At 47.6% G+C, this 14563-nt stretch carries 14 protein-coding genes; 2 read left to right on the plus strand and 12 right to left on the minus strand.

What is annotated here, in order from left to right:
* Positions 1-1212 precede the first annotated feature (1212 nt).
* A complete protein-coding gene (locus tag I2494_RS18585; protein ID WP_218468546.1) occupies positions 1213-1827 on the plus strand; it encodes a trimeric intracellular cation channel family protein in 615 nt (204 codons plus the stop codon).
* A gap of 50 nt (positions 1828-1877) precedes the next feature.
* Here I2494_RS18585 and rbsR read toward each other — a convergent pair whose 3' ends face one another.
* The 12 genes from rbsR to I2494_RS18645 all read right to left on the minus strand — a co-directional run bounded on the left by rbsR (position 1878) and on the right by I2494_RS18645 (position 13495).
* Positions 1878-2879 carry a ribose operon transcriptional repressor RbsR gene (rbsR, locus tag I2494_RS18590; protein WP_218468540.1) on the minus strand — a complete coding sequence of 334 codons (1002 nt, stop codon included), beginning with the start codon at positions 2877-2879 and terminating at the stop codon, positions 1878-1880.
* A gap of 4 nt (positions 2880-2883) precedes the next feature.
* Positions 2884-3813 (minus strand): ribokinase, encoded by a 930-nt coding sequence (rbsK, locus tag I2494_RS18595; RefSeq protein WP_218468539.1) that lies wholly within the window; start codon positions 3811-3813, stop codon positions 2884-2886.
* An 83-nt stretch (positions 3814-3896) separates the two neighbouring features.
* Positions 3897-4784 carry a ribose ABC transporter substrate-binding protein RbsB gene (gene rbsB, locus I2494_RS18600; RefSeq protein ID WP_218468538.1) on the minus strand — a complete coding sequence of 296 codons (888 nt, stop codon included), beginning with the start codon at positions 4782-4784 and terminating at the stop codon, positions 3897-3899.
* A 24-nt stretch (positions 4785-4808) separates the two neighbouring features.
* The gene (gene rbsC / locus I2494_RS18605) at positions 4809-5777 is read right to left on the minus strand and encodes a ribose ABC transporter permease (protein WP_218468537.1); all 969 of its coding nucleotides are present in this window, start codon (positions 5775-5777) and stop codon (positions 4809-4811) included.
* A gap of 6 nt (positions 5778-5783) precedes the next feature.
* Complete coding sequence (gene rbsA, locus I2494_RS18610; protein WP_218468536.1) at positions 5784-7289, minus strand: ribose ABC transporter ATP-binding protein RbsA; 1506 nt, start codon at positions 7287-7289, stop codon at positions 5784-5786.
* Positions 7290-7298: 9 nt separating this feature from the next.
* A complete protein-coding gene (gene rbsD, locus I2494_RS18615) occupies positions 7299-7718 on the minus strand; it encodes a D-ribose pyranase (RefSeq protein WP_218468535.1) in 420 nt (139 codons plus the stop codon).
* A 379-nt stretch (positions 7719-8097) separates the two neighbouring features.
* Complete coding sequence (locus I2494_RS18620; protein ID WP_218468534.1) at positions 8098-8766, minus strand: 3-oxoacid CoA-transferase subunit B; 669 nt, start codon at positions 8764-8766, stop codon at positions 8098-8100.
* The gene (atoD, locus tag I2494_RS18625) at positions 8763-9422 is read right to left on the minus strand and encodes an acetate CoA-transferase subunit alpha (protein WP_218468533.1); all 660 of its coding nucleotides are present in this window, start codon (positions 9420-9422) and stop codon (positions 8763-8765) included. Before atoD ends, I2494_RS18620 begins: the two co-directional genes overlap by 4 nt.
* Positions 9423-9436: 14 nt before the next feature.
* Positions 9437-10615 (minus strand): acetyl-CoA C-acetyltransferase, encoded by a 1179-nt coding sequence (locus I2494_RS18630; protein ID WP_218468532.1) that lies wholly within the window; start codon positions 10613-10615, stop codon positions 9437-9439.
* Entirely contained in the window at positions 10612-11445 is an 834-nt protein-coding gene (locus tag I2494_RS18635; RefSeq protein WP_218468531.1) for a BKACE family enzyme, read from the minus strand. Before I2494_RS18635 ends, I2494_RS18630 begins: the two co-directional genes overlap by 4 nt.
* A 1-nt stretch (position 11446) precedes the next feature.
* The gene (locus I2494_RS18640; RefSeq protein ID WP_218468530.1) at positions 11447-12706 is read right to left on the minus strand and encodes an MFS transporter; all 1260 of its coding nucleotides are present in this window, start codon (positions 12704-12706) and stop codon (positions 11447-11449) included.
* 15 nt (positions 12707-12721) lie between these two features.
* Positions 12722-13495 carry a cyclase family protein gene (locus I2494_RS18645; protein WP_218468529.1) on the minus strand — a complete coding sequence of 258 codons (774 nt, stop codon included), beginning with the start codon at positions 13493-13495 and terminating at the stop codon, positions 12722-12724.
* A gap of 364 nt (positions 13496-13859) precedes the next feature.
* On the opposite strand from I2494_RS18645, the gene I2494_RS18650 reads away from it, so the two are divergent.
* Positions 13860-14555 carry a TetR/AcrR family transcriptional regulator gene (locus I2494_RS18650; protein WP_218468528.1) on the plus strand — a complete coding sequence of 232 codons (696 nt, stop codon included), beginning with the start codon at positions 13860-13862 and terminating at the stop codon, positions 14553-14555.
* Positions 14556-14563: the final 8 nt, after the last annotated feature.

The following is a 14563-nucleotide window of genomic DNA, read 5'->3' on the forward strand; positions in this document are numbered from 1 at the left end:
TACGGTCTGGCGACCGTGCTGAGTGTGATTGCAGTGATTGGGGTGTTTATGCTGTAAACAGCATACCCCGTTTGACTGTAGTGATACATGTTGTTAAGAAGCGCCCCTGCCGGGGCGCTTTTTGTATATGGAGAAGAGAGTTTTAGTCTTTAAATTGGCGACTGTGTAGATTCCGGCCGTAATAGCTAATTGCTTATATGACCTGATGTGTGCGGCCGGAAGGGCTATCAGTTCTGAGTGGTTATCAGGTATGGTGTGCGTCGGGCCTAGCCGGGCTACGGGCAGTTATGAAACACCTTTCGGTGTTTCACCCTTCGGGCCAGCGCAAGCGCTGTTCAAACAGGCTTTGCCTGTTTGTCGTTGACTCACGCCAAGTCGACCCCCACGCCCGTCTCTCCCGACGATTGGCTTTGTTTTAAAGACCAAGACCAAAATCAAAATCAAAATCAAAATCAAAATCAAAATCAAAATCAAAATCAAAAGCTAACAGCTAACAGCTAACAGCTAACAGCTAACAGCTAACAGCTAACGTCCAGAAAAGGGTACAGAAGCCAATTATCATTAACGATTTCAGTCAACTTCCTTCAGATCCAAACGATTAAAAAACCACTATGATATCCAAACCAGATCAGAACCCCCTATTCAGGCGCAAAGCGCCTGAATACTAACCCATCCCCTGACCTTAGGGAGCACTGGAATTCAGCTGACGACTGAGAGAGGGTAGCACGCCAAACAGGGATGTTTGGCGAGGCGCAGCGACGTCGGACAAAATTGCAGGAGCAATTTTGAACAGCACGCAGTGCTGGCCCAAAGGGCCGAGCCTCATGGATGAGGCGAGTACTCCGGCTCTGCGCCGGTGCGTAAGCCCGAAAGAAGGAGGAAGGTAGTCACCGCAGGCGACCTGAATTCGTGTGCGAAGGCGCGGAGGTGCAGGAGGTGTTCGCCTTAACGCCTCCTGCTCGGCCGCCGCACAACAATTGAGTCAGACTCAACACCATTAGCGGACGAAACCTGCTCAAAACTCAATAAGTACGGAGTACATAGAATTAAGTGAGGACACAGACGAAATACACTCTGTACCAAACACTCTACTTCCCAACACAACAAAAGCCAGCACTTTACCCCAAAATAAAATCAACAAAGCAGCTGAAAACCCCATTAAAATCTGAAATAATCAGCACACCAAGCCACCTAATAATCAAAATAAGAAGCATCATGCTTTTCTATCTATATATCATCGGTATCACCGCAGAATCAATGACAGGAGCGCTCGCTGCGGGTAGAAGCAAAATGGATATTTTTGGCGTTATCATTATCTCTGCCGTCACTGCCATCGGTGGTGGAACCGTGCGGGATATCATTTTAGGTCACTATCCTTTAGGTTGGGTGGCTCATCCGGAATATGTGTTGATTGTTGCCGCAGCATCGGTGATGACTGTAGCTACCTCGCGCATCATGATCTATTTGAGAAAGTTCTTTTTAGTATTGGATGCCGTAGGTCTGGTGGTGTTCTCTATCATCGGAGCGCAGGTTGCTATGAGTATGAATCTGCCGGTTCTGATCGCAGGAATCGCAGGATTAATTACCGGGGTATTTGGCGGAGTATTGCGGGATATCTTCTGTAATCGCATCCCGTTAGTATTTCAAAAAGAGCTGTATGCCAGCGTATCTTTTGCTTCAGCCATGTTATATATCGGTTTGATTCATCTGAATATTATGCCGGATATCGCTGTAATCGCCACGCTGATTTTTGGCTTTATCTTCAGAATGTTAGCCATCTTCTTTAAGATTGGTTTGCCGGTTTTCAGCTATCAGATTGATGACTAACGATAGTATTGACCAATACCGTTTTAATGTAAGAAACGGTATTGGTTGAGTTAACACACGCCAACGGAATCACGTTCTACTAATTCAGGAGTCAGCTCCAGCGTACGCGGTTCGGTGATTTGTTTTTCTAAACGTTGCAATAACGTATCAATGGCCAGTTTACCCAATGCATCAGTTGGCTGATGGATGGTCGTCAGCGGCGGTGACATAAACTTTGCCAGTTCAATGTCATCGTAGCCAATAACCGCAATATCCTGCCCTACTTTTAATCCAGCCTGATTTATTGCTAAATAAACGCCAACCGCCATCGCATCATTGCAGGTAAATATAGCTTTCGGTAGTTCCGGCAATTTTAGCAACTGCTGCATCGCCTCAAGACCGCCGGAGAACTCAAAATTACTAAATATTTGATAGGCTTCTGGCGCAACCAGCCCGGCATTTTCCATCGCCTGCTGGTAACCCTGTAAACGACGACGAGCCTGAGTGTTATCCTGAGGTCCGGTAATACAGGCAATGCGATGATAGCCTCGGGAGATAAGATACTCCGTCGCCAGTTTACCGCCGATCAACGAGTTATCCTGAATGGTATCGCAAACCCCATTAAACGGCGCCCAGTCCATCATGACTACCGGTAAATTAGGATAATGGCAAAAGAGCACTTCAGAGATGGGGTTACGGTCATTACACATCAAAATCAGCCCATCAACCCGGCGCTGTAACAACGTTTCCAGACTGCTTCCCATCCGTTCGGTATTGCCTTCGGTGTTACACAAAATCAGACTGTAGCCACGTTCATAGCAGCTCTCTTCCACACCCCTGACCACTTCAGCATAAAACGGGTTATTACTGGAGGTCAGGAGCATGCCGATAGTTCGGGTCTCTTTGGCTTTCAGGCTACGGGCCACCGCCGAAGGCGAGTAATTAAGTTCAGCAACGGCAGAAAGAATCTTATCCCTGACGGGTTGGCTCACAAACCGGTTATTGTTGATAACGTGAGACACCGTTGATGTGGAGACGCCCGCCAGACGGGCTACGTCTTTCATCGTTGCCAAAACACTACTCCTGTCTGGTTGCTAAGAAAGCATCGATCTCTTTACGCCATGGCACAGAAGGCTGAGCACCCCGGCGCGTTACCGCTATCGCCGCTGCCGCATGACCAAACTTAACCGCCTGATACAGTTCCTGACCTTCAAGCATTGCAGTAATCAAAGCGCCATTGAAAGTATCACCGGCAGCAATAGTATCAACAGGTTCAACTTTATAGCCTTCAATCAGGCTACCAATGCCATCAATGCTTACCCAGGCACCACGGCTACCCAAGGTGATAATCACCGTGCGAATACCTTTCGCATGTAATAATCCGGCAGCTTTGTTGGCATCGTCACTGTTAACAATGGTGATACCGGTTAACTGCTCCGCTTCGGTCTCATTAGGCGTAATAATGTCGATATTAGCCAGCAGTTCATCGGATAGTTCACGAGCCGGGGCCGGATTAAGGGCAACCAAGGTGTCGTTCTGCTTCGCCAGTTTGGCGGCTGCCAGAATGGTTTCCAGCGGAGTTTCCAACTGCATTAGCAGCACATCAGCATCAATAACCTGCTGACGATATTTATTCAGATAATCAGGGGTAACCGCTGCGTTAGCACCGGCATCAATAGCAATGACATTTTCGCCTTTGCCGTTAACAAAAATCATAGCAACACCGGTATTAGTACCGCTGATGCTCTCAATTGGTTGGATATCAATATTATCCAGCTTTAACTGTCGACACACTTGCTTGCCGATATCATCATCACCCACACAGGCAATAAAGGTAATATTGGCACCGCTACGGCCTGCGGCTACAGCCTGGTTAGCACCTTTACCGCCAAACGAAATTCGATAGTCTTTGCCGGTAATTGTTTCACCCGGGCGGGGAAATTCATTCACATTGAGAATGTGGTCTGCATTAATACTTCCCAGCACCACCAGTTTATTCGCTGACATCATCGCCCCCTTGGGAAAGATCACGCGGTAAATGCGATTTTACCGCGTGTACTACGTACTGATAACGTTCTGTCTGTACAGACTTATTCAGTGATCAGTTTTAATGCTACCGGGTTGCTTGCTTCGACTTTCTCGCCTTTCAGGATCTTGTCAGCAACTTCAACGCCCATGCTACCAATCAGCTCTGGCTGTTGAGCAATGGTTGCGCTCATACGGCCGCTTTTCACCGCTTTAATACCATCGTTAGTGCCATCAAAACCGACAATCAGCACATCTTTCTTACCGGCAGTTTGCAGTGCACGCATTGCACCCAGTGCCATTTCGTCGTTCTGAGCAAACACTGCCTGAACATCAGAGTGAGCAGTCAACAGGTTCTGCATAACGTTCAGACCCTTAGTACGGTCGAAGTCTGCTGGTTGGCTGGCTAACAGTTTGAATGGATGGTCAGTCATAGATTGCTTAAAGCCTTCACCACGCTCACGAGCAGCAGAAGTTCCGGTGATACCTTCTAACTGAATCACTTTGGCATCATTACCTAATTTCTTAGCAATGAACTCACCAGCCATTTTACCGCCGGCAACGTTATCAGAAGCGACATGGCTGGCAACTTCACCTTTGTTAGCCGCTCGGTCCAGAGTCACTACAGGGATCTTAGCTTTGTTCGCCATCAATACGGCGTTACCTACCGCATCAGAATCCGTTGGGTTGATCAGCAGCAGTTTGGTGCCGCGAACGGTCAGATCCTGCACGTTACCTAACTCTTTAGCCGGGTTATTCTGTGAATCCAGCACGATCAGGTTGTAACCTAATTCGTCAGCTTTTTTCTGAGCGCCATCCTTCATGGAGACGAAGAATGGGTTGTTGAGAGTGGAGACTACCAGCGCAATGTTATCCTTCGCCATCGCACCAGCACTGACAGAAAGGGTTAACGCGGTAGCAGAAACTAACATAGCCAGCTTTTTCATATTCATCTTCATTATTCCTGTATAAAAAGGTTATTTACTGCTTCTGTTTTCTACTAATACCGCCAGTAAGATGACGGCGCCTTTCACTATCATTTGGAAGTAAGCAGATACGCCTAACAAGTTGAGCGCATTGCTCAGGAATCCCAGAATCAGAGCACCAATCAATGTACCGGTGATCCGCCCTTTTCCTCCAGCCAGACTGGTTCCCCCTAACACTACCGCAGCAATGGCATCTAATTCATAGCCAAGACCTGCTGTTGGTTGAGCTGAGGATAAACGTCCAACTTCAATAATGCCTGCCAGTGCAGTTAACATACCGCACAGTGCATACACTATAATTTTAACCCGATCGACGCTGATACCTGACAAACGCGTTGCCGCTTCATTACCACCCAGCGCGTAGATATAACGCCCCAGGCGGGTATGATTCAGTAAGTACCAGGCACCAACAAATACAATAACCATAATCCAGATTGGTGCAGGAATACCTAATGGACGCCCCACACCAAACCATTCAAAAGCTTCTGCCGAGTCAGTAAAGCCCAAATTTATCGGACTACCTTCCGAATAGACCAGTGTTGCGCCGCGCAGCATTAGCATCATCACCAACGTGGCAATAAACGCCTGTACTTTGCCTTTGGCGACAATCACACCCGTAATGGTACCAATACCCGCCCCTAGTACCAATGCGCCAGCCAGAGCAACAAAAACGTTTAACTCCAGACCAACCAATGATGCGGCAACGGCACCGGTTAACGCCAGTATCGATCCTACCGACAGGTCAATACCTGAAGTTAAGATCACCAGCGTCATACCCACGGCAATAATGGCGTTTACCGACGTCTGTTGCAAAATATTGAACAGGTTATCGATAGTAAAGAAGTTAGGGCTAAGAAATGAAACCACGATGATCAAAACGATCAAAGCAATCAGCGATTTCTGTTCAAGCAACCACTCCTTATTGAAGCGACTGGTTGAAGGTGTTTTTGAGGTATTCACTGTGTCTTACTCCTGCGTAACACCGTACTGTTTGCCGACCGCCGCCGCCATCAGTACTTCTTGTGTTGCCTGTTCAATAGGGAATTCGCCGCTGATACGGCCTTCATGCATAACCAGAATACGATCGCTCATGCCAATAACTTCCGGCATTTCAGAGGAGATTAAAATGATGCTTAATCCTTCTCGTTTAAACTGGTTAATAAGTTGATAGATCTCTTTCTTGGCACCAACATCCACACCGCGCGTTGGCTCATCCAGAATCAGAACGTTTGGACGTGTCATCAGGCCACGGGCAATAGCAATTTTTTGTTGATTACCACCGGACAGCAGGCCAATGGTCTGCATCATTGATGGTGTTTTGATATTGAATAACTTAATGAAATCACTCACAGCCTGTTGCTCTTCAGCATGCTTTAGTGATCCCCACTGCTTGCTGAAATAGCGTAATGCAGTAAGGGACATGTTCTCTTTAACCGACATGCCCAGAACCAAACCATCGCCTTTGCGGTCTTCCGAAATATAGACAATGCCATTTTTCAGACCATCCTGTGGGCTATGTATTTTTATAGCATGGCCATCAAGCACTACGCTGCCAGAAGTATGAGGCAGCGCACCGTAAATCATTTTCATTAATTCGGTGCGACCAGCACCCATCAGGCCAGAAACACCCAAAATTTCACTGCGATAAAGATCGAAGCTGACATCATGGACGCCTTTACCGGAAAGATTTTTTACCTGTAAGCGCAAATTACCGCGAGGTTGATCCAGACGAGGATAGAGATCTTCCAGTCGACGGCCCACCATCATTTCAATCAATCTGTCTTCATCTAAATCCGCTACCGGACGTTCACCAATGAAAGCACCATCACGCAATACCGTCACGTCATCACAAATCTCAAAGATCTCTTTCAGACGATGGGAAATGTAAACAATACCGCAGCCCTGAGCCCTCAGCTCATTAATCACATTAAACAGCGAGGCGGTTTCGGTATCCGTTAGTGCATCCGTCGGTTCATCCATAATGATAACTTTGGACTCAAAGCTCAGCACTTTGGCGATTTCCACCATTTGCTGATCGCCAATAGACAGCTCACTAACCAGACGACGACTGCTGTAGCCCACATTCAGGCGGCGCAGCAAACGGTCAGCTTCCGCATAGGTTTTCTTCCAGTCGATGCGGCCAATGGCATTAACGAATTCCCGACCAAGGAAGATATTTTCAGCAATACTCAGCTGTGGAATCAGGTTTAATTCCTGGTGAATAATACCGATTCCCGCTTCCTGAGACGCTTTGGGGCCGCTGAAGGCCACTTCTTTGCCGAGGTATTCGATAGTTCCGGCATCTTTAGTGTAAATACCGGTCAGCACCTTCATCAACGTCGATTTACCGGCACCGTTTTCGCCCAATAATGCCATGACTTTACCGGGATAAACGCTAAGACTGGCACCGGATAACGCCTTCACACCCGGGAAGGATTTATCGATACCACTAAGTTTAAGTAGAGGTTGCATAGGAGTACCTCAGAACACAACGCCGGAGCACAAAATAATATTGGCGTAAGGGGAACATTCCCCCGTACGAACTATGGCTCGGCTGCTATGGGATAAAGCCTTAAACTGTTCATGAGAAACATACTCCAACGCAATAACATTGCCCTGATGCTGTTCCAACTGTTTAAGACGGGTCAGCAACTCTTGATGAATATGCTGGTTTTTTTCTTTGATTTCACTGGCAATAATTGCTTTCTCAACCTGCATTTCATCCGTTACGGTATCAAATACCTGTAAAAATGAAGGCACGCCGAGCGTCAGTGCTAAATCAATACGCTCAACGGATGCAGGAATGGGTAAACCTGCATCGCCAATAGTCAGCGTATCGGTATGCCCTAACTGCGAAATCACGGAAGAGAGCATGGAGTTAAGCAGCTTACCTTTTTTCATTTATCCCACCTTCTGTTGAACTGATTTGGCGGTTTTACCGTCATCGAAACGTTTCGTTGTTATCGGAAGTATTAGAAAAATCGTCGGGGAAAGCAAAAGGATTTTGGAAAATTTGTGACCTTTATCGAAACGTTTCGATTTATAGCCTGTGCCGACTCAGGCTGAAACGGTTAAGTCAAAACTCATGAGTTTCACCCTAAAGTCAGGCTATCCGAAGTATAGTTGGATAATCCATGTTCAGTGTCTGAAAAAGAGTGGTCAACATTATCAAATGGAAGATTAAAAAAAGTACCATCCGGCGGCGCAGGAGGAGAAGCTATGCCGGATGGTACAAACAAGGAATCAAGGAGTTATTTTGTTAGCTGTCTTATTATAATTTTCAGGCCGGGAGAGACTCTGCTACCACTATCGGTTTGAGTTGCTCATCTACAACAAACTCAGCGTCTGTTTTTGCCTTAATATCTTCTACCGACACTTCTGGCGCATGCTCAGTGAGCACCAACTTGCCATCTTTGAAACGAAATACTGCCAGCTCGGTGACAATCATCGATACACAGCTTTCTGCGGTTAGCGGTAATGCACACTGTTTAAGAATTTTTGCTGCACCGTTTTTAGCGTTATGTTCCATGGCGACAATCACTTTGCGCGCTCCGGTGACTAAGTCCATAGCGCCCCCCATACCAGATACCATCTTGCCCGGAATCATCCAGTTAGCCAGATTGCCTTTCTGATCCACTTCCAGACCACCCAGAACGCAGGCATCCACATGACCACCGCGGATCAGGGCAAAGGAAAAAGAGCTATCAAACGTCGAGCCTCCGGAAATAATTCCACATGGCTGCCCACCTGCATTAGCCAAATCAGGGTCGGGATTGGCTTCATCCACCGGGCAGATGCCTAAAAAACCGTTTTCCGATTGCAAAACAATATCCACATCATCAGGCAGATAATGGGCCACCAGCGTGGGCAAACCGATGCCCAGATTCACGATGTCACCGTCTTTTAGCTCTTGCGCCACGCGACGGGCAATAAACTCTTTTGGACTCATGACTCATCTCCTTTAATCAGGCCGCTGACTAACATACCGGGCGTCATCACCATATCCGGATCGAGATCGCCAACATTAACCAGCTCTTCTACCTCAGCAAATACCTGCTCTGCTGCCAGCGCAATAATCGGATTAAAGTTTCTGGCGGAGCGTCGATAGTAGAGGTTGCCTGCCGTATCGCCTCGTTTAGCATGAATAACCGCCAGATCGGCTTTTAACGGCATCTCTAACAGATAGTCACGACCATCGATGGTCATACGCTGCTTACCCTGCTCCACAACAGTGCCAACCCCGGTAGGCGTCAGAAAACCACCTAATCCGGAACCGCCAGCCCGAATACGCTCAACCAGCGTTCCCTGTGGTACCAGTTCAACGTCCATCTCCCCTGCCATCATTTGACGTCCGGTTTCCGGATTAAGCCCGATATGAGAGGCGATCACTTTCTTCACTCGTCCCGCTTCAATCAGGGGTGCCACGCCAATGCCCGGGATAGCGGTATCGTTGCCAATCAGCGTTAAGTCCTTCACACCCGATTCAAACAGCATTTTCATAATGGTTGGCGGGGTACCGCTGCCCATAAAGCCACCAAACATGACGCTCATACCATCACGGAAATGGCGGGTAATATCATCCTTGCTCATCACTTTGGATTTCATTGCCCTTGCTCCTTTTATATCCGCTCGACAATGACAGAAACGCCCTGCCCGCCGCCAACGCATAGCGTTGCCAGTCCGAAGGTTTTATCCTGTGCCTGTAACGCATGCAGAAGTGTAACCAGAATACGTGCGCCGGAGGCACCTATTGGATGGCCCAGCGCAATAGCGCCACCATTCACGTTGGTTTTTTCGGCGTCAAAACACAATTCTCTGCCAACTGCGATAAACTGTGCGGCAAAAGCCTCATTTGCCTCAATCAGATCAATATCAGAAATACTCAGGCGAGCTTTTTCCAGCGCTCTGAGGGTTGCAGGAACCGGCCCCATCCCCATAAACGCCGGGTCAACCCCACCGGAACCATAACCGCGAATACGCGCCATTGGTTTTAAACCGAGCGCTTTTGCTTTTTCAGCACTCATCACAATCAGCGCCGCAGCACCATCATTGATACCGGAGGCATTACCAGCCGTCACACTGCCATCGGGTTTAAATGCCGGACGTAATTTCGCTAACGCTTCCGCTGATGCATCAGCTCGTGGATATTCATCCTGATCAAACAGAATTTCACTTTTTTTCTGACGGATCGTAACCGGAGTAATTTCTTTACTAAAAGCACCGCTGTTAATTGCGGCAACCGCTCGCTGCTGGGAACGCAGAGCGACTTCATCCTGTTCAGTGCGACTGATTTGATAACGCCCGGCAATATTTTCTGCCGTCATTCCCATATGGTATTGATTAAAGGCACAGCTCAATCCGTCATGTACCACTGTATCAACCAAAGTACCGTTACCCATGCGATAGCCCCAACGAGCCTTATCTAACAGATAAGGTGCTGCCGACATATTTTCCATACCACCAGCCAGAACAGTTTGGGCATCTCCTGCAGCAATCATTTGTGCTGCCATGATCACGCTCTTCAGCCCTGATCCACAAACCACGTTAATGGTGGTCGCCGGGACTCTTTCGGGAATTCCGGCATTTAACGCGGCCTGACGAGCCGGGTTCTGACCAAGGCCGGATTGCAGTACATTTCCCAGAATTACTTCATCAATATCGCTGGCATCAATACCCGCGCGTTTAATCACATCTTTTGCCACCAAGGTGCCCAGTTCAGGTGCCGGAACCGATGCTAAAGCACCGCCAAAACTGCCAATCGCGGTTCTTGACGCGTTAACAATGACGATATCACTCATAATACTGCTCCCTTCAGGCCCAGAATTTGACGCGCTTCTGCTGGGGTTGCCGTACCCCGACCTGCCTCATCCGCCAGACGTACCGCACGGGAGACAAACTCTGCATTAGACTGAGCCAGACGCCCTTTGCTGTAATAGACGTTATCTTCCATACCGACTCGTACGTGCCCACCTAAAGCCAGTGTTGCCAGCAAGATCGGCATATGGCCTTTACCAATACCAAATGCTGACCAGTGTGCTTCTGGCGGCAACAGATTCCGCAGATACACCAGATTTTCTACCGTGGCAGCCGTACCGCCTGCGGCACCCAGCACCAGTTGATAGTAGGCTGGCGTATTAATCAGGTTTTTCTTGATGTAATAGAGCGAGTTATAGAACATACCGGCATCAAAAATTTCGATTTCTGGTTTTACTCCACTGTCGATCATCACCTGACCAAGCTGCTCTAAAAACTTAGGATAGTTGATAAACAAACCGCTATGAGCCCAGTTCATTGAACCGCAGTCATAAGAGGCCAGTTCAGGTTTCAGGGCAGCCACATGCATCATCCGGGTTTCATCAGTCGCATTCAGGTCACCTGATGTGGTGAGATTAATCACGATGTCGCATTTTTCACGAATCAGGGCTACGGTTTCGGTGAATTTATCAATATTCATCGTCCCTTTTCCCTGATCATCACGCATATGTAAATGCGCAATAGCCGCGCCCGCCTGCCAGCACTCATAAACATCATTGGCAATCTCTTTTGGCGTCAGAGGAATATTCGGATTGTCTTCCTTAGTTGGAAAAGCGCCGGTAGTTGCAACGGTAATAATAGTTTTGTTGTTCATGTTAATTTCCTTCCTGCGCTTCAAGATTAGACTGTGCTGCTGTCGGCTGTTTTTTGCCGTCGATATTAGGGAGAGCAAACATCATGAATCCCGCCAGACAGAAGAACACTGCGCAGATCATAATGCCGGTGACTAAGCCATAGCTTTGAGCAATGAAGCCCATGGCGAATGGTGCGAATGCCGATACGCCACGGCCAATATTGAAACAGAAGCCAGCGCCAATCGTGCGCACTCGGGTTGGGAATAATTCAGGGAAATAGGAGCCCATCAATCCGACGAAAGCGGTAAAGAAGGCGTATACCGGCCCCATAATAAGCAGAGCCATTTCCCCGGTCATGCTGACATAAATAGGTAAAGTAATAGCGGTTCCAATAAACGACCAGATTAAAGCAGTACGACGACCGACCTTATCCGCCACTACGCCAAAAACGTTATAGCCAACAAACATGCCAACGTTGAGCACCACGAAGAACAGAGACATATTCTCCAGACTCAGTCCACGATCCTGAGTTAAAAACAGTGGTAACCAGGTGGTACAGCCCCAGTAACCAATCAGACCAAAGCTGGCAACGATAGTGGCAAGTACAGTATTACGCGCCAGTTCAGGTGAGAAAATCTCTGAAATAGATACGCGTTCGCTCTTATTTTTACGTGACTCTTTTTCCTTCTTCCAGGTTTCTGATTCCGGAACAAAAATCAGGAAATAAACTGCCGCGATGATGGCACCCGCGCCACACAAGAAGAGCGCTCTCCAGCCGTAGTCAGGAATGATCAGATATGACAGGAATGCAGCCAGCCCGGCGCCAACCGGAAATGAACTCAGTACAAAAGAGGCCGCACGCCCACGCTGTTTCGCCGGCCAGGTTTCAGATATGTAAGCAACGATGATGCTCCATACCCCACCCAGCCCCAAACCAGCCAGAAAACGCAGGACTAATATTTCAAACCATGTGCTGGTAAAAGCAATCGCCGCCGTCAGGATGCTGAATAACATCAAACTCCAGAACAGCGTTTTACGTCGACCATAGTTGTCCGCACACCAGCCAACAACAATACTACTCAGGCCAATACCCACCATCGTTGAGGTCGCCAGCAAGCCACCATCTGCCTTCGAAATACCCAGATCGGCGATAATCACCGGCATAGAAACCGCAAGCAGCAATATATCAACTGCATCAAACATGTAGCCAAAGAAGCCGCCAAACAGCACGTGCCATTTGGTGTTTTTCTTACTTGTTATGGTACTACTGGAATTCGTCATAATGTCGTCTCCCTATCAGAGGTCGAACATAGCAACAGGCCGACACCAACCGGCACTGGCGGCCTTAATCTTCACAGGGAAGCAGGCGATCTTGAAACCAAATGGCGGTAACTGGTCAAGATTGTTCATTTTTTCCATGTGGTAATATTCACGCTCAATACCGGCAAAGTGGCCTTCCCATATCAGAGAAGAATCACCGGTTTTCTCAAACTCTTCGGCAATCAGCGATAAAGGACGATCCCAGCTCCAGGCATCGGTTCCAACTACTTTGATGCCGCGTTCCAGCAGATATAACGTTGCCTCACGGCTCATACCACAGCCAGCACTGGTATATGCTGCTGTTCCCCAATGTTTCATTGCGCCGGTATGAATCACTACAATATCCAGCGGCTTCAGGTTATATCCAATACGCTCCAGCTCTGCTTCCAGATGAGCGACAGTGATTTTGCCACCCTCACCAGGAACTTTAGAAAAGTCCAGTTTGACGCCGTCAGAAAAACACCATTCCAGAGGGATATGATCGATGGTACGAGCTGGCTCACCTTTATTCATGGTTGGATGGTAATGCCATGGCGCATCCAGATGGGTGCCGCTATGAGTGGTTAGCTGCACATATTCAATTGACCAGCCAAGGCCTTCCGGCAGATCTTTGTCTGTTGCCGTCGGGAAAAACTGACGCATATGTTCAGCCCCTTTTTCATGGCCCCAATAATCAATTTTGGTAGGCATTGAAGGCGGATCGCAAGGGGTACTGTCTTCAATAGTTACGCTAAGATCGATAATTTTCATATGACACACTCACTTTTTATTTATCTAAACGGGTATCCACTGCTTTTCTTTAATCAGGAATCATTATTTGGTCGTACGTCCAACCTATAGATCATTTAGACAGTCGTCCAACTCATTTTTAGAAGATCGTGAAGTGGATCCTGAAAAATCGTTATCAGGTAAATGAAGGGTTTCTAATGTGTTAAAAAATAGGATGATTAAGAAGGATAACTAAAGCCTGCCCAGAGAGTCAGAATCTGTGGGAAGGTATAGCGGAAGACCGTAAGCGGATAAAATTAGATGTATTTCTGCTATGCGGCTTTATAATGATCAAACGTTTAGCCAGAAAATCATTGGCTGCCCCTTTGACGGTACAAAATACGACATGCAAATATCAACATCAGAAAAAATTCTTAATGCAGCCGAAGAACTCTTCGCCCTGAGTAGCTATGATGCCGTATCTATCCGTCAGATAACTCAAAAAGCCGATGTGAAACTGGCTCTGGCCCACTATCATTTTGGTACTAAAGAAGCGCTGTTTGATGCGGTAATTAAACGCAGAATTGGCCTGTTAAGTGAATCCCGCTTACAGCTTCTTGACTACTTCAGCAATGAAAATAGCGGCAAACCACTTTCCATTGAGCAGATTGTTCATGCTTTCGTGACTCCCTACTTGTTCTGGCATTTAAACGGCGGCGCAGGCTGGCGCAGCTATGCCCGCATCGTATCGACGTTACTGGGTTATAACCTGTCACTATTACAAGAGCAGTTTGATTCCGGAGCCGCCCGCTTCCAGCAGGAAATGCGTCGTGCTATGCCTGATGCTGATGAAGCCAGCATTCAATGGGGGTTTGATTTTATGGTAGGTGTGATGTGCAACACTTTCTCGGAAGTCGACCGCATCGGTGGACTGTCACAACAGCTCTGTTCAGTGGAAGATAAAGAGCAGGCATGTGAATACTTACTCTCATTCATTGTTGCCGGTTTGGAGCGTTTAGCGGCCAACAACAAACAGAACCTTAATCACAGCCTGTCGGTGCTTAAATCTCTCAATCCACTGGATAATACAAGCGAAAAATAAACCCACCC

Origin of the sequence: Limnobaculum allomyrinae (assembly GCF_016649425.1) — a bacterium.
Lineage (GTDB): Bacteria > Pseudomonadota > Gammaproteobacteria > Enterobacterales > Enterobacteriaceae > Limnobaculum > Limnobaculum allomyrinae.